A 19,633-nucleotide genomic window follows, 5' to 3' on the forward strand; every position below is an offset into this window, starting at 1 on the left:
CTATTCTTAGGCAGGGATATTTTTATAAGTGGTCACTATTTTTTATTTACCAATTCCAAAGGCCGTTAGAACCAAGCGTCTAGCCGATGCTCTCATCCGAAACTCGCAGAGGTAAATTCCTTGCCATATTCCAAGGTTGAGTTTTCCACTAGTAATGGGGATTTGTAAGCTGGAATCAAAAAAACTTGCTTTAATATGCGCAGGCATATCATCCGATCCCTCATAAGTGTGGATAAAGCGTGGATAAGTCTCGGGAATCAATTCATTTACAAAGGTTTGGAAGTCGCTCCTTACTGTTGGATCTGCATTTTCATTGATCGTCAAGGCCGCTGAAGTGTGTTGAATAAAAACCTGCAAAAACCCGGTTTGAATTTGGCTGATTTCAGGAATGGCTTCCAAAATCTGATCCGTAACCAAATGGTAACCTGAAGCGTAAGGCTTTAATTTTAGATTCTTTTGAACCATTACATTCATGGAAATGATCATTTAGATTTTTCCCACCGAATTTTCCAAAACGCCAATTCCGGCTATTTCGATTTGAATAAGATCATCGGGCTCCAGCGTAAAATCATCGGGGACGATCCCCGTTCCGGTCATCAAAAAACATCCTAGGGGAAAAGAATTTGCCCGAAAGAGCCAATCTGCCAATTCCTGTGGTTTTCGTTTTAATTGTGTCAAATCTGTTTTTTCGGAAACGACTGGATTTCCTTTTCTGGAAATCCGGAGAAAAATAGGGGTGTTTTCTGGTATTTCATTCTGAATTAAAATACAAGGGCCCAAAGCCGCCGAACCCAAATACATTTTAGCTTGTGGAAGATAGAGTGGGTTTTCCCCTTCTATGCTACGACTGCTCATATCATTTCCGATGGTAAAGCCCTGAACTTTTCCAGACGGGGAAATCAAAAGGGTCAATTCCGGCTCCGGTACATCCCAAGTAGAATCCTTCCGGATATTCACTTTTCCTCCGGGATTGGATACTCTACTTGCCGTAGCTTTGAAAAACAACTCCGGTCGATCGGCATCATAAACTTTATCATAAAAATCTGCACCCCCTGCATCTTGAGACTCTTCCATTCTTGCAGTCCTACTTCTGTAATAGGTAACTCCAGCAGCCCAAACTTCCTGATTTCCCATCGGTGCCTGAATTCCCTCCTTGATCAAAGATTCTGCATCTGTCTGAGTTAGTTGTTCCCAGTTTTGCGCTTCGGAATAAAGCAGATCCTTCAGTCGATCCCGACCCAAGAGTTGATCCCAATCCGCATCAGGACCCAGGTAAAAGTCTCCGTTAATGTCAAGAAGAGGTTTATTTTCTATTTTATACAATAACATAATATGATAGGTTTATCGATTTATCATAATTAAAATTAAGGTAATCATGGCTGGAAGTCCCTGTACCCAGAAGATTTTTTTACTGACAGTAAAGGCTCCAAAGATCCCGGCAACCCAAACACAAAAGAGAAAGAATACCTGAATTTGCCAAGCAAAATCAGGTTGGACAAAAAAAGACCAGATCAATCCCCCAGCCAAAAAACCATTATATAGACCTTGATTGGCAGCAAGAGATTTAGTGGATTTGAAAAACTCTCTTGTCCCACCGAATACCTTTCTTCCGAAACTTTCCCACACCATGGCTTCCATCCAAAAAAAGAGCAGGTGCTGAAAGGCAACAATGCCAACAAGAAAATAAATAAGAGCCGTCATTTACTTTTCAAATTAGGAATTTTTTGGCAGAACTCTCCTCTGCACAATCCCTCTAAAACGAACCACCTTCTTTATATTTGCCCAAATCCAATTCCAATGAACTCCTTTAAACTTCCAAAAGCATTTCAAAACCAAATGAAAGGTCTACTTGGCGAGGTGGTTTATGAGGAGTTTGAAAAAGCGATTGAAAAGGAAGCCAGAACATCTATTCGTTTAAATCCTTGGAAAGAGATTCCCAACTTTGAAAAAACAGAGCCAATTCCTTGGTCCGAAAACGGATATTTTTTGGAAAGCCGACCTTCATTTACGCTAGACCCCAGCTTCCATGCGGGCGGATATTATGTTCAAGAGGCCTCATCAATGTTTATTGAGCACATCTTGAAAAGTCTAAAGGTAATAAAAGGGCTTTTTCTGGACCTCGCGGCAGCTCCTGGCGGAAAATCCACCCTACTGAGTTCCTACTTGGGCGAAGAAGGGTTTTTGGTAGCCAATGAAGTCATCCAAAACCGAGCCCAGATTCTAAGAGAAAATATCATCAAATGGGGATTGGGAAATGTTTTGGTCAGCAACAATGACCCAGAACATTTTGCTCATTTAGAAGGAATGTTTGAACTGGTTTTGATCGATGCGCCTTGCTCAGGAGAGGGGATGTTTCGCAAGGATCCACAGGCTAGAGTGGAATGGTCTCCGGACCATGTCCAACTCTGTGCATCCCGGCAAAAACGAATTCTGGACCGAAGTGGGGCTTTGGTCAAGGCAGGAGGCTATTTGATTTACAGTACCTGCACCTTCAATGAACTGGAAAACGAAGAAATGATTCGATTTCTGACAGAAGAGTTTTCTTATGAACCTGTCCGCGTTCCCCTCGATCCCAACTGGAAAATCATCGAAAGTAAAGTGGAAACGGAGTCAGGTGAGTTTTTCGGGTACCGGTTTTTTCCCCATCTGGTTGAGGGAGAGGGGTTCTTTATTACAGTGCTGAAACGTCCACAAGATGCATTAAGCCTCGAGCCTAAAAAAGTAAAGGATTTCAAACATCATTATTTGAAAGAAATCGGTCCCAAAGAATGCGAGCAAATCGATTTAGAACTGGGTTTTTCGGGAAATGGCACATATTTTCAGTTGAATGAAAGTTATTTTCGGATTAATCAGGATTGGAAAAATCATGTGGATAAGTTATCCCAACATCTAAGCCTCAAGTATTTCGGGGTAGAAATTGGCAAAAAACAAGGAATTGATTGGATTCCCAGCCCAGCTTGGGCCTTGTCGATTTTACCAAAAAATAAATTTGAAACAATTGAATTGAGCAAAAATCAAGCATTAGACTTTTTACGAAAATCTGACATTCAATTCATTGATTTGCCTAAAGGTTGGGTTTTAGTTTGCTATCAATCCCTGCCGTTGGGTTGGATCAAAAATCTGGGAAACCGAACTAACAACTATTATCCTAAAGAGTGGAGGATTCGAAATTTATAATCAGGGGAAAATTAGTTTTTTCAAAACGCCTAGGACAAAAGCTATCGAAAATTATCTTCCAAAAATCCGTGAATCAAAAGGGAAATCTTTTTGGCCTACAATCCGGATAGCCATAAAATCCGGATGATAAGGATTAATCAGAAAATTAAAATCTCCCGGAACCACTGCCGATGGGACTTTCAAAACACAATTTTTTCGCTCCGATACAAAATCATCGCCAATCTGTTGTGTATCCAAAAGGTGAGGAAAGCTGCTCCATTCAATCGGCAATACGTCAGTAGATACTGAGGCTACAGAGATATGATCCGGAATATCAATCTCTACCATCACATAATCTTTAGGTAAAATAGTTAAGGAAAGGTGCACGGCGACTTCCGCCATAGCCAAGGCCCGGCTATCCGCACAATAGATTAACTCGGTTCCTTTGGAATTCCATCGGTTACCGGAAAGAGCCGCGCCTTTTCCAGATAATTCTATCCCATATTTTCTCCGAATCAGTCGAAAAACCCGCATCAGACAAATACTCCCTGATCGATCCGATGCAGCTCACTGAGCACTAGCTCTTTGCCATAAGAATCCCGTAGCAGCTCAATCGGACGTCGACTGCCGAGCGCATGACTCTTTGAATTGAGCCATACAGCGAAATCCTCACCTGAGTCAAACACCTCCAAACCCACCAGCGTCACCTCCATCAGCTCGATGATCTTTTCAGAATGAATCGATCGAAAAACATAATCCGATTCCTTTTTGTAGCGCTGAAGTGACTTCAGAGAAATATCCAAAAAGTCCGACCACTCCTGATCCGAGAATGGAGTCAAATCCTTGATGGACATAAAAAGTGACGTAGGAATCCCCTGACGTATCACATCCACCACCAACATACGATCCGAAAAAAACTGACGTAAAGGAATCCCTCGCAATTTTGGATACCTTGTGTAGCCGGGAAGACTCTTCAAATAAATTGACATCTCTTCGGCTACCTCATCAAATCTTTGGGTATCTAAATCGCTCATCTTTCAGACATTTGTCATTAAATTTACGACATTTTTCCAGGATAATCACAAAAAATACATCTTTTTTCGTATTTACCCCACTTATCCCTCGATTATCCTGTTTTTGACGGCTTTTTGCACCGCCTCAAGTTTGTTATGGACTTGCAGTTTTTGGTAAATATTTTCGGTGTGCTTGCGGACCGTTTTGGGAGATATGAATAGATTTTCACCAATCTGCTGATAGGTGAGCCCTTTTGCCGTTTGTTCCAAAATTTCCACTTCCCTTTTTGTTAGTTTTATTTCTTCTCTTGGCTTTTCAAAGTTGGGAGGGTTCCGTAAAAGCTTGAGTGCTTTAAGAGCGATAGAGGGCGTCATTGCAGCGCCACCGTCCAACGTATCCAATATTCCCTGATACAAATCCGGAGGACTTACTTCCTTGAGAAAATACCCATTTGCTCCGGCTTGAATCGCCTTGAAAATAAGCTCATCATGATCGAAGACAGTCAGCATGATCATTTTGATCTGAGGATACTTTTTACTGACTTCCGCAACCGTATCAATTCCATTCATTTTGGGCATTTCGATATCCATCAAAATAAGGTGAATATTGGGATCAGCTTTGAGCTTTTCCAAAAACTCCTGACCATTAGGCGCGTGAAACTTCACCTCAAAATCCGGATAGATAGCCAACTTATCCACAATGGCTTTCAACAAAAAAGAATTATCCTCAGCGATCGCGATTTTGATGGGCATGAAGTTCCGGTTTATATGATACTAATTTCTGTTCCCTGATCGGGCGAGGTCAAAACGCGCAAATCCCTCCCGATTCGCTCTGCCCGTACTTTCATATTGCTTATTCCATTACCTAGAGATTTTTCCCCCGACATCCCCTTGCCATTATCTTTGATTATTACCAATAGCCTTTTGCCTTCACTCGTGATCAGAATTTTAATTTCTTTGGCGGCCGAATGTTTGATCGCATTATTAACTGCTTCCTGAATAATTCTATAGTAATTGATTCCTTCCATGGAATTTAGAGAAAGTCCTTCTAGTTCGATTTTAGGATCTATCTCTAGATCAAAGCTAGTATCAGGACAGGCTTTATTGGCTTTTTCGATTAATCCATACAAGCGAGTCTGCAAATCCTCCATATCAATCGTCTCTTTGTTCATGGCCCAAATCGTATCCCGTAGTTCATTGACCGTATCCACGGTGAAATCAGATATTTGATCCAACTTCTCAGCGATTTTTTCTTTAGAAAGATCGGTGTACTTCAGGTTTCTCAGGGTAGAAACGATAAAGGTTAGCTGCGCCCCGATATTGTCATGTAGATCGGAAGAAATCCTACTTCGTTGCTCTTGCAGCCGATGTTGGGTTTGTTGCTCCGCAAAAATCGCTTGTAATTTGGCCTCTTGCTCAAGATGGCGGGTTTTGTTCTTTTGTCGATAAAAAATGAAAAATCCCAAGCCCAAAGAAATTAAAAGGAATAAAATCAGAAGTAGGACTTGATTGTTTCGACTCTCGACAAGCAATTCATTTTCGGCCAACCTCGCTCGCGACTCTGCCAGCTGTCGTTCTTTTTGCTCCACTTCGTAAATTGCCTCAAGTTCGCCTATGGTTTTGATGCGTTCCTCTTTGAAGATCGTATCTTTAAGCGCAGCATACTGCTCCAAATAATCTATGGCCGAGCTGAGTTCTCCCTTGGCTTTGCGAAAGCGATACTCCTCATAGAGATAGTCCCGTTCTTTTTCTACGGACTCGCTTTTTTCAACAAAATACTTCGCGCTATCCAACATTATTCTGGCTCTTTCCCACTGATTCTGATTGTAAGCAATGGTAGCCAGATTGGTATAATTAGTTGCTAGACCATAGGAATTTGGTCTATCTTTAAAGTTTAACCCTTTGGCTATTTGGATCCACTTTTCAGCTTCTTGATACTTTTTCTGCTTGAGCAGTGTATTTCCGATATTGTTCCAAACAAAAAATACCCGTGAACTATCCAGCTCATCCATCAAGTCCAATACTTGAAAATGGTACTTAAGAGCACTATCGGGCTTGCCCCAATCATCAAAATTGATCCCTATCGAATTCAATGATATCGATTGATAAAAGGGATTAGGGTCTTGGCTGGCTTTTAAAATTTCCAAGGCCCGTTTACCATATTCCACACCGAGTGCATAGTTTTCCATGTCGTGATGAATCACCGAAATATCGGCCAGATGATAGGCCATATAACCTGTATCGGCGATGGATTGGGCAAAGTCGAATCCTTGCTGCGCAAAATCAAGAGCCTGATCAAAAAGTCCGCTAAATTGATCCATCCGGGTCAGTCGGATATAAGTAATGGACTGAAGAGAGGGGATTTCCTCTGTATAGCTTGGGAGAGCTTCCAGAAATAAGCGTCTTGATTCCTGAGTGTTATTTGTTAGGTTTTGATACTCCGCTACATAAAAATAATAAATCCCTGAATCCGTTGGGGTGTTTAACTTTTGCTTGGCTTCTTCCAAGTAAAATTGGCCCGAGTCCAAATTGGAATACATCCTTCCCAGCTCCTGAATCAAGTCCTGAGAAAAGCCAAAAAACAAGGAAAGAAAATAAATGGCAAGGGTTAAGAAATAGCTTCTCATAGGTTTGATCAACCAAATACTCATAAAAATAAAAAATTCCTTTAATCAAGGGTAAAACTTATGATTAAATTTTCTAGCTCTAAAAACAAAAAAAGGTTCCTGAAAATAATTCAGAAACCCTTTATTTTTACTAAACAGGACTAATTACCCATAGATTTCTTCCAAAATCTGAGCAAGTCTTACACTCGCGGCAATCATCCGCTCCTCGGCTACTTTATAGTTATTGTACATGTATTCGTAACTTAATCTTCTATTTTCCGGCAAGTCATAAACAATGGGACGCAGACTAACCGCTTCTTTTAACCAATCATTCATAGACGCTCCTCGGTATTCTTTCTGAAGCTCAGGTGTGACCCTTCGATAAAGCTCATCCGCTATTTCGGAATAGCTCATTCCCTGCCTTCCGATCATTCCACTATCCCAAAGTGCATGAAGATTGGTTGGATTTCCAAAAAACTCGATTTTCACATCATTTCCTCCTCGATCTTCACCAGTTCCGACATGTAATGGCTGGTGAATATCCTCAACCATATGGATCAGCATTTTAAGTTTCTCTGCTTCCTCCACCGGAGACAAGCCTCCTGCTTTCAATTCCTCTTTCAATCGTAAAATTGCCTCATAAGCATCTCCTTCCTCTTCTTGATGAGCGGGATCATATTCTCCTTCTTTGCTCGTCAGGTAATGCCAGGTGGTAGCGTAATCATAAGCGCGATCCGAACGAATTTCATCCATCCAGGTACCGCTTCTAGCCAGTGACATCGGCTTTATGACACGCTCCACTTTTCTCAAAGTGGATTTTTTCATTTGCCGCTCGGCCATAAGGCCAATGAGATAATGCCCCAACTGTCCCCAAGCGAAGGATTGTGTCACAATCATGGTGAGCATGAATGCTGAGGCAAGAAATTTAAATTTTTTCATGGGTGAATTTTGATGCGAAAATACAGGAGAATTCTTAAAGAAAGGTTAGGAAATCATTATCCTTTTTCAAGTTCGGATACCGCCAGCCAAGCCATTAAACCGGCTCCGATTTCCAAGGCGTCTTCATCGATGTCAAAGGTAGGCGTGTGTACCCCGGAGATAATTCCTTTTTGTTCGTTTCGGGTACCGAGACGATAGAAGCAGCCTTTGATTTCCTGAGAATAATAGGCAAAATCCTCTGCGGCCATCCAAATATCCAGATCAAGGACATTTTCCTCTCCCAAATAATCTTTCGCCGCAAGGGTAGCCCGCTCAGTCAGTTCGGGATCATTTTGGAGAAAAGGGTAACCCTTTCGGATTTCAAAATCTACTTCTCCGCCCATTCCTTCTACCAGACCTTTAGCGATTTGAAGCATTTTTTGGTGAGCTTGTGCCCGCCAGGGTTCATTGAGTGTACGAAAAGTACCTTGAATTTTTACTTCATTTGGGATCACATTCGTCGCTCCCAAGGCCTCCACACGTCCAAAGGAAAGTACAGAAGGCACTTTGGGGCTTGCGGCCCGACTGACTACTTGCTGCAGGGCAACAATCAAATGAGATGAAATCAACACCGGATCAATCAAGGTCTCTGGCATTGCACCATGACCTCCTTTTCCTTTGACTGTGATGTAAAGCTCATCAGCACTCGCCATATAAATTCCCTGCCTGAACCCAACTTTCCCAACAGGAATAAAAGGCATCACGTGCTGTCCGATGATTCCATTGGGTCTGGGGTTTTCCAAAGCGCCGTCTTTGATCATATAGGAGGCTCCTCCTGGGGCAACTTCCTCTCCAGGTTGGAAAATCAGCTTGATTGTTCCCTCAAATTGATCTTTGACAGAATTTAAGATTTTGGCAGCGCCCAGTAAAGACGCGGTATGTGCATCGTGACCACAGGCATGCATAACTCCTTCATGGGTAGATTTGTAGGGGACATTATTTGCCTCGATAATAGGTAAAGCATCCATATCCGCCCGAAGTGCCACTGTTTTCTTTCCGGGATTTTTTCCCTCAATCAGCGCTGTCCATCCGGTGGTTGCTTTCTGTTCAATCTGGCTAACGCCGATCTCCTGAAGTTTTTGGTTGACAAACTTTGCAGTTTCGTATTCTTGATAAGATAGCTCAGGATTGGCATGAAGATGCCTTCTGTTTGCGATTACTTCTTCTTTGAGATCCTTGGCTAGGGATTTAATTTTGTCCTTCAACATCTACATCTTGGCTTGGCGCAGAAAATTCTTTTCTCAAAATTCGATCTTGAATGATCCGCGCCGTAGGAAATTCATCTTTCAGTAAATTAAAATATTTGAGTGCTTCTACTTTATAGGCATATCGGCCTACTTTGACGAGATAGCGGGGCTGCTGATATTGAATATCTGCTTTGATATCAGGAAAATTTTCCTCCAAATCATCCATCGTTTTGAATGCTTTGTCCCGATCCAATCCTGAATACACCAGGACTTTGTATCCATTAAAGTAGGGGTCGGACTTCCGCTTGTTATACTCGTTTTTGGCAAGCTGATTCAGCTGATCATCAATTACTTTGGGAGAAGCTTCCACATCCACCATTTCTGATTCGTTAATCCGCTTCTCATAATTTGGATAGCTGGGAAGATAGGTGCTCAGGTCTTCGCTGTAATTATCGTAGGATGCCGCCTTATCGACAGCAGGACCGGAACTCTTACAAGCGCCAAAGAAAATAACGACTAAAACTATCCAACCTATTTTCATGGCTTTAACTATCAATGATTACACATTTTCCGTCTTGAATATCCTGCTCTACGCTTTTGTACTTAACGTCATTTTTGGTATTTCCGTTGGTGTATTGCACAGAGACCCGATCATTTCTACCATACGTCTTTTCAGACTTTCGTGGTGCTACCACTGCTTGCTGAGCCGCTCTTCCGGCACTAGCCGCAGCTGCCGCCGCACGATTTGCCCCAGGATTCAGTGAGCTTGAAACTTCTGCCTTAGATGCTTGAACCTGTGGTTCGGACTGAGGTCTTGGCGCTTGTGCAGCACTGACTTGATTGGGGTCTTGTTTTGGCAAGTCGGCTCGACTCAAGAAGGAAATCATATCTTCGTTAAGTTTACCAATAAAGCGCTTAAACATTTCAAATGCTTCGAATTTATAGATCAAAAGCGGGTCTTTTTGCTCATAAACGGCATTTTGAACGGATTGCTTCAAGTCATCCATATCCCGCAAATGTTCTTTCCAGTTTTGGTCAATGATGGCAAGCGTAACACTTTTCTCCAGAGAACGAATCAATTCCCTCCCTTCAGTTTCTAGCATCTTCTCCAGGTTTACGACTACACCGATCTGCTTGATTCCGTCAGATATAGGTACCATAATATCCTTGACCGTGGCTCCTCGCTCTGCATGTACCCGCTGAAGGATAGGAATGGCAGTCTGAGTGATTTTTTGATTTTTCTCCTTATAGGATTTAAAAGCCTTCGCGTAAAGCTCCTCGGTAAGTTGTTGACTTTCTTTGCTTTTCAGATCATCTGCAGAAATCTGATAATCCAATCCTAACGAAGTGAAAATATTCATTCTGATATTCTCGATATCCTCTGTGGATTTGCCCATATCCACAATGCTTTCGCAGACATCGTACATAATATTGAGAATATCCAACTCCAGACGCTCTCCTTTTAGGGCATTTCTTCGACGTTTGTACACTACTTCCCGCTGGGAATTCATCACATCATCGTATTCCAGCAATCGCTTACGGGTGCCAAAGTTGTTTTCCTCGACTTTGCGCTGTGCCCGCTCGATGGACTTGGTGATCATCGAATGCTGAATCACTTCTCCCTCTTCCAGACCCATTCGATCCATCAATTTGGCGATTCGGTCTGAGCCAAAAAGACGCATCAAACTGTCCTCCAACGAAACAAAAAACTGGGAAGAACCCACATCACCCTGACGTCCCGCTCGACCTCTCAGCTGACGATCGACGCGTCGGGATTCATGCCGCTCCGTACCAATGATCGCCAAACCTCCAGCTTGCTTAGACTCAGGAGCCAATTTGATATCGGTACCTCGCCCAGCCATGTTGGTGGCAATAGTTACAGTTCCCGGTTTTCCGGCCTCTGCGACTACATCGGCTTCTTTGGCATGTTGCTTCGCATTCAATACCTGATGCGGGATTTTCTTCAGGGTCAGCATTCGGCTGAGCACCTCTGATATTTCCACCGAGGTAGTACCTACCAGAACCGGTCTTCCTGCAGCGACCAATTCGTTGATCTCGTCGACCACTGCGTTGAATTTTTCTCTGACAGTTTTATAAACTTTATCTTCTCGGTCGTCTCGCTGAATCGGTTTATTTGTCGGAATGACTACTACATCCAACTTGTAAATTTCCCAAAACTCGCCCGCTTCTGTTTCTGCTGTACCGGTCATACCGGCCAGTTTGTGATACATTCGGAAGTAATTCTGCAGGGTAATCGTGGCATAGGTCTGTGTAGCATCTTCTACTTTGACATTCTCCTTAGCCTCAATCGCCTGATGCAATCCGTCCGAATAGCGTCTTCCCTCCATCACACGACCAGTTTGCTCATCGACGATTTTGACTTTGCCATCGACGATGATATATTCCGTGTCTCGCTCAAACATACAGTACGCTTTGAGCAGCTGATTGACGGTATGAATCCGTTGGGCTTTGACTCCGTAGTCTTTGATGACTTCTTCCTTGCGAACCAATTTTTCTTTTTCGTCGAGGTTTTCATCTTTTTCGAGATCGGCGATTTCCACACCGATATCCGGCATGATAAAAAAGCTCGGATCCTCATTTTTGGTCGTCATCGTCTCAATGCCCCGATCAGTCAGATCGACCACATTACTTTTTTCTTCGATGGTAAACAACAGCGGTTCATCTGCCTCAGGCATATTTCGCTTGTTATCCTGCAGGTAAAAGTTCTCCGTCTTTTGAAGGATCACACGGATTCCCGGCTCGGATAGATATTTGATCAAAGGCTTGTATTTCGGCATGCCACGATAGGCTCTGAAAAGTGCCAATCCACCTTCTTTTTCATTTCCTTCAGCAATTTGCTTTTTGGCCGTGGACAAAAAGCCTTGAACCAGTTTACGTTGCTCCTCCACCAAGGTAGAAACCCGTGGCTTCATCTGATCAAACTCATGCACATCTCCTCGTGGAACCGGACCGGAAATAATCAAAGGTGTCCGCGCATCATCAATCAACACGGAATCGACCTCATCGACCATTGCAAAATGATGCTTACCCTGAACCAAATCTCCGGATTCACGGGCCATGTTGTCTCTCAAATAATCGAAGCCAAACTCATTGTTGGTTCCGTAAACGATATCACATCCGTAGGCTTTTTTTCTACCGGCTGAATTCGGCTGATACTTGTCAATACAATCCACCGTCAATCCGTGGAATTCAAAAAGTGGGGCATTCCATTCAGAATCCCGCTTGGCTAGGTAGTCATTGACGGTCACGATATGAACGCCTCGTCCAGCTAGCGCATTGAGGTAGGCGGGAAGAGTAGAAACGAGCGTTTTACCTTCACCTGTGGCCATTTCTGCAATTTTACCTTTATGCAAAACCATCCCACCGATCAACTGCACATCGTAGTGGACCATGTCCCAAACAACTTCGTTTCCGGCGGCCAACCATTTATTCTGCCAGGTGGCGGTCTCCCCATCTATCACCACGTGGGGCTTCACAACCGCCATTTCTTTGTCTTTGAGCGTAGCCGAAACAGTCAACTTTCCGTTTTCCTTAAATCGCCGAGCGGTTTCTTTGACTACGGCAAAGGCTTTGGGCATGACGTTTTGCAGGACTTCTTCGAGGGCTTCATCCCGATCTTTTTCTACTTGTTCGATCTGGGTAAAAAGCTGATCTTTTTCATGAATGGCCTCAGAAGGCAACTGCTCGATCTCCGCGCGATAATTTGCAATTTGGTCATCAAAGCTTTTCAAGTGCGCATTAATGACGGATTTGATTTCCCCCGTCTGCGCTCTCAACTGGTCATCACTTAAGGATTTGAATCCTTCAAAAATCTCATTGATCTCTTTTACCTTGGGAAGAAGGTCCTTTATATCTCGGTCGGATTTGGTACCAAAAACCTTGGCCAATCCTTTAGCAATAAAATCTAACATGTCTATATTTTGATTCTGAAATCAGGGCTTAAAATTAAACCCTTTTTATTACAATTGATAATTAATGAAAGCCCCTCAGGTAGTCTTTGGGATTAAAGGTCGATTTGGCCTGCAAATACCTGCTGCGCAGGACCAATCAACCAAATATCTTCCAAAGTGCCATCCGCATTCCTTCGAAATCGTACGGATAAATTACCCCCTCGGGTTTTGATTTTTACGGTAGCGGCTTTTTGATCTTGTGCAAAAGCAATCGCCGCGGCAGTCACTCCGGTCCCACAGGAAAGCGTTTCGTCTTCCACACCCCGCTCGTAGGTTCTCACAAAAATTTCATCCGAACTTATCGGTTGGATAAAATTTACATTGGTTCCTCCTGGAGAATAACGCTGATCATATCGGATTTTTCTGCCCTCCTCTACCACCGGATATTCTTCGATTTGATCTACAAAACGAATATGGTGAGGTGAGCCGGTGTTTACAAAGCAGTCTGTTTTCACCTGATCGATCCCGGAGACATTACCCATTTTCAACTCAACCAAACCTTCTTTGATAAGGGCTTCATGATCACCATCAATGGCAAGAAAATGGGTTTTTTCACCAATGATCCCCAAAAATTCGGCAAAAGCGACTGCACAACGGGCGCCGTTTCCACACATACTTTGGGAACCGTCAGCATTGAAATAAATCATCTCAAAATTATACTTGGGATGATTTCGGATCAAAATCAAACCATCAGCACCTATTCCGAATTTGCGGTCACAAAGCCTGGAAACCAACGCTAAATCCTGATCATCAAAGCGGTTTTCCCGATCATCGATCATCACAAAGTCATTTCCGGTGCCCTGATATTTATAGAATTTCATTCCAGCTTATTCAATTTGAAAATTTCTTGGGTTCAAAAACTTGTCCAAGACCCTCACAAGCTGCAAACTTAACCAAACTGGCAGAAATTCGGACGTATTGTCTGCCTTACAATTCCTAATTACTGATAGATTGATTATTTTGAGCATTAAATTCTTATCGAAATCAAAAAAACGTAATAAACCATGAAACTTACCCGTGAATTGATCTCCCGTCGCACGTTCCTTTCCAATAGTTCTAAAGCAAGTTTAGCTGTTGGTTTGGTGGGAACAGGTGTATTGTCCGCCTGCAGCAATGATGTCAAAGGGGATGATAAATCCATTCTTGCCACCAGCTTTAGCCAGACTCCGCTGAATTATGATTTTTCAGCGTTGGAGCCACACATCGATGCGATGACGATGGAAATCCACTTTACCAAGCATGCCGCTGCCTATGCCAAAAACCTCAACGACGCCATCGGGGAAGAAAATGTGGACACCAATAAACCGCTCGAAGACGTCTTGGCAACTATTTCCCAATACAGCACCAAAATGCGCAACAACGGAGGTGGACATTACAACCACGAATTGTTTTGGCAAATTATGACTCCGGATGCTGCCGAAAGACCCGAGGGAGATTTGGCCGCGGCCATCGACGAAAGCTTTGGAAGCTTTGACTCGTTTGCTGAGGAATTTGAAAAAGCCGCAGCTACCCGTTTTGGATCAGGTTGGGCTTGGCTGGTAGTCGATTCCGACAAAAAACTAGCGATCGGTTCCACCCCAAATCAGGATAATCCGCTAATGGACGTTTCGGATTTCAAGGGAACACCGCTTCTAGGATTGGATGTTTGGGAGCATGCTTATTATTTAAATTACCAAAACCGCAGAGCGGATTACATTTCTGCTTTTTGGAATATAGTCAACTGGAACAAGGTCGCTGAGCGTTTTTCCGCTTCGATGTGATCGATTTTCTGGAAAAAATTTCAACAAATTTTCTGCCTTAAATTGCTTAAAAATGTAGGCTTCTCTAAGTCTCTGTTAATCAATTTAAAAAACGAATCGCCTCGATCGAAAAGGAGGCGATTTTTTTTGCTTTAGAAAATCTGATGACGATCGGATTTCTGGAAATGGGAGCCACCAAAACCCCAATTGGCATGCAGATTGGATCATTTGGGACAAACCAATTTATTATTTACTATGAAAAAGCACCTTTTAACACCCACATTATTGGCCTTTTTAGCCAGCACTGCATTGATTTCATGTACGGAAGATTCCGATACGCAGCCCGAGGACGGCAATGCAAATTCCCGCGTGTTTGCCACCGCTGCTGGAGGTTCATCTGAATCTGCAAATGCCCGAGTAATCGTTAATGGATTTTCTACTTCCGAATTTACCGTGGCCACCGGAGAAATGGAGTTTCGGTATGCAGCCAAAGCAGATATCGATGCCGGAATCGACCTGGGAAGCATTTCATTGAAGACTAATTTGAATTCTAGCCTTCAGTCTTCTGCTTCTGAAACCAACTCTTTGAGCCTAATCGCCAGCGGTGATAGTCAATCGGAATTGGTTGCCGAAGGAGAAACTCCAGAAGGAAATTATACTGAAGCGGAGTTTTTGCTCAAGCAAAATACCGAAGTAGAATCCTCAGATCCTAAGTACAACAAAAGTGTCTGGATCGAAGGTGAGATTGATGGCACTCAGGCAATCATCTGGTCTGAAACCGAAAAAACTATTGAGGCCATGGCTGAATCCAGTAACGGAGTCGAAGTAGAAGGACAAGGTGATATGGAGCTTGAGTTTGATATGGAAAAACTATTCGACGGGGTGAACTTTTCGCTCGCTGGAGATGGAAATGCTGATGGCACCATCGAAATCGGTCCGGATGGAGAAGATGGAAACGCCCTATTGTACAGCAGAATCATGAGTAATATGGAGTCCGCTGTTACTCTTAAAAGCAGAAACTAAAACTCACTCATTTTCTTTCCTAAGGAAAAGGCCGGATTTTCCGGTCTTTTTTCTTTATTTCAAATTCCAAAAGAAAATACACTATGCAGGATCCTAAATCTCTTACTTCAGTCGCACTTTTTCACCAAACATTCAAGCATCCCGTTCTTCCCAGCCCTCAAATTCCCAATGAAACACGTTGCAATCTCCGTGTGGCCTTATTGGCAGAGGAGCTGAAGGAACTCGAAGAAGCGATTAAGGATAAGGATCTCGTCGAAATAGCGGATGCACTGTGTGATTTGCAATACGTGCTCTCCGGAGCGATTTTGGAATTTGGCTTGGGCGAAAAATTCAAAGCCTTATTCGACGAGGTGCAGCGCTCCAATATGAGCAAAGCCTGTCTTACTGAGTCAGAGGCGCAGGCAACGGTAGCACATTACAAGCTCAAAGGCACCGATTGTTTCTATGAAAAAGAAGGCGATTTGTTTTTGGTCTTTCGGGAAGGGGACCGCAAAACCCTCAAATCTGTCAATTATTCCCCTGCAGATTTGAAGGGAATTTTGGAAGAATAGCTTTATTCTCGACGAAAAGGCTCGTCTCGGTAATTTTTGAGTTCGACGATTTTGGAAGGTAAATTAAAACCTTCCTTAGCCAACCGCTCCAAAATTCTGATAATTACCTCGGATTTTACCGCAGCATCAGGAATCCGCGGGTCAAAGGTATCTACCCAAAAAGCCACTTGAAGATTCAGTGTGCTTTCCCCCAGGTTTTCCACCCAGGTGCTAGCCTTTTTGATTTCTTTCAATACTCCTTCCACATCATTGATTTCTTCTAAAATCAACCGCATGGCTTGTCTATAATCAGAGCCATAGTCCAGCCCTATTGTAAAATCATAGCGCAAAAACCCATCGATGGTGAAATTGGTCAGCGGGTTTTTGATGATGGAAGCATTGGGAATAAATACATCCTTGCCATCCGGCGTTTTGATTTGTGTATCGCGGAGATTGAGCATGATGACCTTGCCGTTGATCCCATTAATATCCACGATATCACCGATTCGAAAGGGCCGCTTAAAGGCGAGTAATATTCCTGCCAAAAAATTTTCTCCGATGTCTTTCAGTGCAAAGCCGATGACAAAAGCAGTGATTCCTGCCCCTGCCAAAAGTCCCGACACTACTCCTGTCAACCCGACTACCCGAAAGACAATCATAAACCCGATCAATAAGATAATCAGTCTAAAAATCACAGAGAGAAAATTGGCCAAAAGAGGATCATCCATCCGCTTGACCAGCCTGGACTTAAGGAACTTCTGAAGGTAATTGGCGATAAAGAAGAAAGCCAACAGGATCAAAAGGGCAATGCCGGTGATTTTAAGTAGCTCCTGAATTCTCGGCCAATCAAAATTCATCGTTGTAAAAAATTCCATGTGCGGGAGGTTTGGTAGATTTCTAAAATACGAAAAGGCCAGCAATATTTCGAGATCAGCGAGTTATAGTTCTTCTGATTGGAAGAATTATTTCACTCTACTTTGGGGTCTCATGGAATCAAGCCAGGAAGATTTTGAATTCTTTGTACAGTTCTTTGGCGCTCCAATCAAAAAATTTAGCCTAAACGGTCTCTTCCAACAAGTCATGGACCGCTTTGATCTGGCCAGCTTCGCCATCTACGATGCTCTGGGAAGTTTGATTGAAAATCAGCCGGTAGAATTTCCGGAGAGTGGGGATCCTTTTGTATGAAAAAATCGGCTTATAGCCGCTTTTATTATTGATTAAAGTGAAGATTTTACCAAAACAAAGTTCAATAAAACTTTGCTAGTGAATCATAGAACTGCTTGTCTAATAATTTCAATCCTCTTGGCTTTTGAGTTCTATTTTTAACACTTACTCCACCAATCAAATTAATTTCAAGAACTGGTTGATCATCTTTGTTTCCAATAAGCTCAGGGATTGATTGGTAAACTGCATATCCTACATTCTCCTCATTTTTCAAAATTTCAGGGTCCAGATCTTGCTTAGTGTAGAGTGTGGTGAATTTTCCTTCCACCACGAGATATTTTCGTGTGATATCCATAAAAATGGCTTCCCTTTTTTCATTAAGTGACTTTAGTTTTTTGTCCCCTAAAAATTCCAGCTCCCTTTCAACTCGCATTTGAAGCTTTTCGATTTCCTTTTTATATTTCATATAAAGGTTATGCCTCAAAACGGATTTAACATACATAAGGTGATGATCACCTGACATTTTCCCTTTCAAATCAGCCTGATAATCTTGGAAATCAATGGGTTCAGATTTATTGAATATATTATCCTGAATGTAAAGCAGCTTTTGAGTATCCTTTTTTATAGCTATCGCATGAGCTCTTTTTTTATTGTTTATGTAGTCGGAATACTTTCTATAGGCAAGGCCTGCCGTACAAATTATAATAACTGTTTGGATGAACATCGCCCCAGCCATTACCAGATTGGCTGATCCTCCGATTACAGCTGTCCAAAAATCCGTATCTGATACCATAGTTTAAATCTTAATCCCCTTTTCCCTTAAATACCTCAGGCATTCATTGAGCCCGATTTGGTTTCCTTGGTCAAGATAAGAAATCACCAGCAAACAAGTCTCTTTTAGGTCACGCCGAGCTTCGAGTCGTCTCGGAGATGGTTGGGCTAGCAGAAAAATTAGCTTTTCGGAGATGAAGACCCGGTATTTTAAGTGAGCTTAAGAAAGTTATCTTCAATTTTTACATTAAAATTGATTTCAGCTTTCAGTGCTTTAAACACTTTCATAATTGTATCAATGGTTGCGCTGTTAGCACTTCTTTCAAGTTTTGAAATTTGAGCTTTCTGTACTCCAATCAGTTTTCCGAGTTCTTCTTGGGTCATGTGCCGCTCCAGCCTTGCTCTTTTTATCATTTTCCCCAAAACGTCCATTCGGAGCTCATATTCGTATTCATCCCTTTCTGATGTTCCCACTTTGCCGATATACTTATCCTTCATTTCGGCAAGAGTGTAGGTTTTGATTTCTTTAGTTGACATAAGGTTATTTTTTGCGTTTGTTTTCGAAGTAGTTGTCTTTAAGTCTTAATGCACGGTCAATTTCATTTTTGGGAACTTTGTCGACTTTTTTTATAAATCCGTGGGTGGCAATTACCAACGTATTTTTCTTATCTGATTTATCCCAAAATGCCAATAATCTAATTTGAAGTCCTCCGTAATAGGTTCGAAATTCCCAAATGTCATGTTGAAGTTTCTTCAAAAGCCTAGGGTCATTGGTCTGTTCAGCTAAATCAATATTGTAAAAGATTTTTTTGAGTGTCTTTGGATCTAGTTCGGCTAGGAATTTATCAGCTTCTTCTAAAAATAAAGTTTCTAAAAATAGAAACAAATTTTTATCTTTTTTTGTCTGCATTCATTCAGTTTTGACAATGAGCTTCAAAAAATGGTCTTCAAATACGGTTTTGATGGAATAGACCCTATATCTGGTTAAAAACAGAAAAGCCCCGCAAAATTGCGAGGCTTTGGATTTACCTCCTAATGGGAGGCCACAAGTGGGACTTGAACCTGCTGACTGCGCAATGCAGGCAGGCCCGCACGTCCAAAAGGACACAAGATTTTAACTGTCCAAGGATTTTAAAAATCTTCTACCTGAACTTGTCTTCAGTTGGATTTACTACAAAAAACTGGACAATATTTTTAAGCCTGTTTTTGAATTGATTTAATGCCGCCTGCCGCGGGGCTACTCAACTAATCAGTGGGATTTAGAAAAAAAATCCCCCTGATTAGTTCGAGTTCAGTTTTCTTCATGCGGCCTTTGTTTTTGTTGTTTCTCCGAACTGCTCAGGAGTGAGGTAATTCAGGTAGGAATGTTTTCTTTCTTTGTTGTACCAGATTTCGATGAACTCAAAGAGTTCAACCTGTATCTGTCTAACGTTCAATACCGGAAGCTGGTAGATCAGCTCAGATTTGATGATTTTAAAGAAGTTTTCTGCCACGG

Annotated in this window: 22 protein-coding genes; 5 read left to right on the forward strand and 17 right to left on the reverse strand. The window is 42.4% G+C overall.

Translation table 11 applies throughout. The features are described 5' to 3' along the window. Positions 1 to 42: 42 nt before the first annotated feature. Genes BM043_RS04705 through BM043_RS04715 form a run of 3 tightly spaced genes read right to left on the reverse strand, consistent with a single transcriptional unit; the run spans position 43 to position 1,701 of the window. Entirely contained in the window at positions 43 to 486 is a 444-nt protein-coding gene (locus BM043_RS04705) for a secondary thiamine-phosphate synthase enzyme YjbQ (protein ID WP_245752939.1), read from the reverse strand. Then, positions 487 to 1,329 (reverse strand): fumarylacetoacetate hydrolase family protein, encoded by an 843-nt coding sequence (locus tag BM043_RS04710; RefSeq protein WP_092789315.1) that lies wholly within the window; start codon positions 1,327 to 1,329, stop codon positions 487 to 489. It abuts the gene before it with no gap. Positions 1,330 to 1,341: 12 nt separating this feature from the next. Beyond that, entirely contained in the window at positions 1,342 to 1,701 is a 360-nt protein-coding gene (locus tag BM043_RS04715; RefSeq protein WP_092789317.1) for a DUF1304 domain-containing protein, read from the reverse strand. Between the two features lie 96 nt (positions 1,702 to 1,797). Between BM043_RS04715 and BM043_RS04720 the strand changes: the two genes are divergently transcribed. Next, entirely contained in the window at positions 1,798 to 3,177 is a 1,380-nt protein-coding gene (locus tag BM043_RS04720) for a methyltransferase RsmF C-terminal domain-like protein (protein WP_092789318.1), read from the forward strand. A gap of 51 nt (positions 3,178 to 3,228) precedes the next feature. Here BM043_RS04720 and BM043_RS04725 read toward each other — a convergent pair whose 3' ends face one another. The 9 genes from BM043_RS04725 to dapF all read right to left on the reverse strand — a co-directional run bounded on the left by BM043_RS04725 (position 3,229) and on the right by dapF (position 13,732). After that, complete coding sequence (locus BM043_RS04725) at positions 3,229 to 3,690, reverse strand: RES family NAD+ phosphorylase (RefSeq protein ID WP_092789320.1); 462 nt, start codon at positions 3,688 to 3,690, stop codon at positions 3,229 to 3,231. Then, positions 3,690 to 4,190 carry a type II RES/Xre toxin-antitoxin system antitoxin gene (gene parS, locus BM043_RS04730; protein ID WP_092789323.1) on the reverse strand — a complete coding sequence of 167 codons (501 nt, stop codon included), beginning with the start codon at positions 4,188 to 4,190 and terminating at the stop codon, positions 3,690 to 3,692. The genes BM043_RS04725 and parS overlap by 1 nt, the downstream gene beginning before the upstream one ends. Positions 4,191 to 4,271: 81 nt before the next feature. Beyond that, complete coding sequence (locus tag BM043_RS04735; RefSeq protein ID WP_092789325.1) at positions 4,272 to 4,922, reverse strand: response regulator; 651 nt, start codon at positions 4,920 to 4,922, stop codon at positions 4,272 to 4,274. 11 nt (positions 4,923 to 4,933) lie between these two features. Then, complete coding sequence (locus BM043_RS04740; RefSeq protein WP_177188421.1) at positions 4,934 to 6,796, reverse strand: tetratricopeptide repeat-containing sensor histidine kinase; 1,863 nt, start codon at positions 6,794 to 6,796, stop codon at positions 4,934 to 4,936. A gap of 144 nt (positions 6,797 to 6,940) precedes the next feature. Beyond that, a complete protein-coding gene (locus BM043_RS04745) occupies positions 6,941 to 7,714 on the reverse strand; it encodes a S1/P1 nuclease (RefSeq protein ID WP_092789328.1) in 774 nt (257 codons plus the stop codon). A 56-nt stretch (positions 7,715 to 7,770) separates the two neighbouring features. After that, the gene (locus BM043_RS04750; RefSeq protein WP_092789329.1) at positions 7,771 to 8,961 is read right to left on the reverse strand and encodes a M20 metallopeptidase family protein; all 1,191 of its coding nucleotides are present in this window, start codon (positions 8,959 to 8,961) and stop codon (positions 7,771 to 7,773) included. After that, complete coding sequence (locus BM043_RS04755; protein ID WP_092789330.1) at positions 8,942 to 9,481, reverse strand: hypothetical protein; 540 nt, start codon at positions 9,479 to 9,481, stop codon at positions 8,942 to 8,944. The genes BM043_RS04750 and BM043_RS04755 overlap by 20 nt, the downstream gene beginning before the upstream one ends. A gap of 4 nt (positions 9,482 to 9,485) precedes the next feature. After that, entirely contained in the window at positions 9,486 to 12,872 is a 3,387-nt protein-coding gene (gene secA, locus BM043_RS04760) for a preprotein translocase subunit SecA (protein ID WP_092789332.1), read from the reverse strand. 92 nt (positions 12,873 to 12,964) lie between these two features. Next, positions 12,965 to 13,732: a diaminopimelate epimerase gene (gene dapF, locus BM043_RS04765; RefSeq protein WP_092789334.1), complete on the reverse strand. Its 768-nt coding sequence runs from the start codon at positions 13,730 to 13,732 to the stop codon at positions 12,965 to 12,967. 183 nt (positions 13,733 to 13,915) lie between these two features. Between dapF and BM043_RS04770 the strand changes: the two genes are divergently transcribed. The 3 genes from BM043_RS04770 (at position 13,916) to BM043_RS04780 (ending at position 16,224) form a co-directional block, all read left to right on the forward strand. Further along, positions 13,916 to 14,671, forward strand: coding sequence for a superoxide dismutase (locus tag BM043_RS04770; RefSeq protein ID WP_092789336.1), 756 nt, complete (start codon positions 13,916 to 13,918; stop codon positions 14,669 to 14,671). Positions 14,672 to 14,905: 234 nt separating this feature from the next. Then, complete coding sequence (locus tag BM043_RS04775) at positions 14,906 to 15,673, forward strand: hypothetical protein (protein ID WP_092789337.1); 768 nt, start codon at positions 14,906 to 14,908, stop codon at positions 15,671 to 15,673. Between the two features lie 83 nt (positions 15,674 to 15,756). Then, positions 15,757 to 16,224, forward strand: a complete 468-nt coding sequence (locus tag BM043_RS04780; RefSeq protein WP_092789339.1) for a pyrophosphohydrolase domain-containing protein — start codon at positions 15,757 to 15,759, stop codon at positions 16,222 to 16,224. A gap of 2 nt (positions 16,225 to 16,226) precedes the next feature. On the opposite strand, the gene BM043_RS04785 is transcribed toward BM043_RS04780, so the two are convergent. Further along, positions 16,227 to 17,078 carry a mechanosensitive ion channel family protein gene (locus BM043_RS04785; RefSeq protein WP_092789340.1) on the reverse strand — a complete coding sequence of 284 codons (852 nt, stop codon included), beginning with the start codon at positions 17,076 to 17,078 and terminating at the stop codon, positions 16,227 to 16,229. Positions 17,079 to 17,190: 112 nt separating this feature from the next. Between BM043_RS04785 and BM043_RS04790 the strand changes: the two genes are divergently transcribed. Beyond that, positions 17,191 to 17,388: a forkhead box protein gene (locus BM043_RS04790; protein ID WP_092789342.1), complete on the forward strand. Its 198-nt coding sequence runs from the start codon at positions 17,191 to 17,193 to the stop codon at positions 17,386 to 17,388. 61 nt (positions 17,389 to 17,449) lie between these two features. Here the strand turns inward: BM043_RS04790 and BM043_RS04795 are convergent, their stop codons facing one another. From BM043_RS04795 to BM043_RS04815, 4 genes are all read right to left on the reverse strand, one after another. After that, positions 17,450 to 18,160, reverse strand: coding sequence for a hypothetical protein (locus BM043_RS04795; RefSeq protein WP_092789344.1), 711 nt, complete (start codon positions 18,158 to 18,160; stop codon positions 17,450 to 17,452). 188 nt (positions 18,161 to 18,348) lie between these two features. Then, positions 18,349 to 18,675 carry a helix-turn-helix domain-containing protein gene (locus BM043_RS04800; protein WP_092789346.1) on the reverse strand — a complete coding sequence of 109 codons (327 nt, stop codon included), beginning with the start codon at positions 18,673 to 18,675 and terminating at the stop codon, positions 18,349 to 18,351. Between the two features lie 4 nt (positions 18,676 to 18,679). Next, entirely contained in the window at positions 18,680 to 19,048 is a 369-nt protein-coding gene (locus BM043_RS04805; RefSeq protein WP_092789347.1) for a type II toxin-antitoxin system RelE/ParE family toxin, read from the reverse strand. A gap of 391 nt (positions 19,049 to 19,439) precedes the next feature. Beyond that, the coding region (locus BM043_RS04815) for an IS3 family transposase (protein WP_143189472.1) at positions 19,440 to 19,633 on the reverse strand (194 nt) is incomplete at its 5' end.

This window comes from Algoriphagus hitonicola (assembly GCF_900113375.1).
Lineage (GTDB): Bacteria > Bacteroidota > Bacteroidia > Cytophagales > Cyclobacteriaceae > Algoriphagus > Algoriphagus hitonicola.

What these genes read in the sequence shown, in the direction of transcription:
- BM043_RS04800 (WP_092789346.1), bottom strand. Translation starts at nt 18,675, where the DNA reads ATGTCAACTAAAGAAATCAAAACCTACACTCTTGCCGAAATGAAGGAT.
- BM043_RS04780 (WP_092789339.1), top strand. Translation starts at nt 15,757, where the DNA reads ATGCAGGATCCTAAATCTCTTACTTCAGTCGCACTTTTTCACCAAACA.
- BM043_RS04775 (WP_092789337.1), top strand. Translation starts at nt 14,906, where the DNA reads ATGAAAAAGCACCTTTTAACACCCACATTATTGGCCTTTTTAGCCAGC.
- BM043_RS04795 (WP_092789344.1), bottom strand. Translation starts at nt 18,160, where the DNA reads ATGGTATCAGATACGGATTTTTGGACAGCTGTAATCGGAGGATCAGCC.
- parS (WP_092789323.1), bottom strand. Translation starts at nt 4,190, where the DNA reads ATGAGCGATTTAGATACCCAAAGATTTGATGAGGTAGCCGAAGAGATG.
- BM043_RS04745 (WP_092789328.1), bottom strand. Translation starts at nt 7,714, where the DNA reads ATGAAAAAATTTAAATTTCTTGCCTCAGCATTCATGCTCACCATGATT.
- BM043_RS04725 (WP_092789320.1), bottom strand. Translation starts at nt 3,690, where the DNA reads ATGCGGGTTTTTCGACTGATTCGGAGAAAATATGGGATAGAATTATCT.
- dapF (WP_092789334.1), bottom strand. Translation starts at nt 13,732, where the DNA reads ATGAAATTCTATAAATATCAGGGCACCGGAAATGACTTTGTGATGATC.
- BM043_RS04770 (WP_092789336.1), top strand. Translation starts at nt 13,916, where the DNA reads ATGAAACTTACCCGTGAATTGATCTCCCGTCGCACGTTCCTTTCCAAT.
- BM043_RS04735 (WP_092789325.1), bottom strand. Translation starts at nt 4,922, where the DNA reads ATGCCCATCAAAATCGCGATCGCTGAGGATAATTCTTTTTTGTTGAAA.
- BM043_RS04715 (WP_092789317.1), bottom strand. Translation starts at nt 1,701, where the DNA reads ATGACGGCTCTTATTTATTTTCTTGTTGGCATTGTTGCCTTTCAGCAC.
- BM043_RS04750 (WP_092789329.1), bottom strand. Translation starts at nt 8,961, where the DNA reads ATGTTGAAGGACAAAATTAAATCCCTAGCCAAGGATCTCAAAGAAGAA.
- BM043_RS04805 (WP_092789347.1), bottom strand. Translation starts at nt 19,048, where the DNA reads ATGCAGACAAAAAAAGATAAAAATTTGTTTCTATTTTTAGAAACTTTA.
- BM043_RS04755 (WP_092789330.1), bottom strand. Translation starts at nt 9,481, where the DNA reads ATGAAAATAGGTTGGATAGTTTTAGTCGTTATTTTCTTTGGCGCTTGT.
- BM043_RS04705 (WP_245752939.1), bottom strand. Translation starts at nt 486, where the DNA reads ATGATCATTTCCATGAATGTAATGGTTCAAAAGAATCTAAAATTAAAG.
- BM043_RS04710 (WP_092789315.1), bottom strand. Translation starts at nt 1,329, where the DNA reads ATGTTATTGTATAAAATAGAAAATAAACCTCTTCTTGACATTAACGGA.
- BM043_RS04720 (WP_092789318.1), top strand. Translation starts at nt 1,798, where the DNA reads ATGAACTCCTTTAAACTTCCAAAAGCATTTCAAAACCAAATGAAAGGT.
- BM043_RS04790 (WP_092789342.1), top strand. Translation starts at nt 17,191, where the DNA reads ATGGAATCAAGCCAGGAAGATTTTGAATTCTTTGTACAGTTCTTTGGC.
- secA (WP_092789332.1), bottom strand. Translation starts at nt 12,872, where the DNA reads ATGTTAGATTTTATTGCTAAAGGATTGGCCAAGGTTTTTGGTACCAAA.
- BM043_RS04785 (WP_092789340.1), bottom strand. Translation starts at nt 17,078, where the DNA reads ATGGAATTTTTTACAACGATGAATTTTGATTGGCCGAGAATTCAGGAG.
- BM043_RS04740 (WP_177188421.1), bottom strand. Translation starts at nt 6,796, where the DNA reads ATGAGAAGCTATTTCTTAACCCTTGCCATTTATTTTCTTTCCTTGTTT.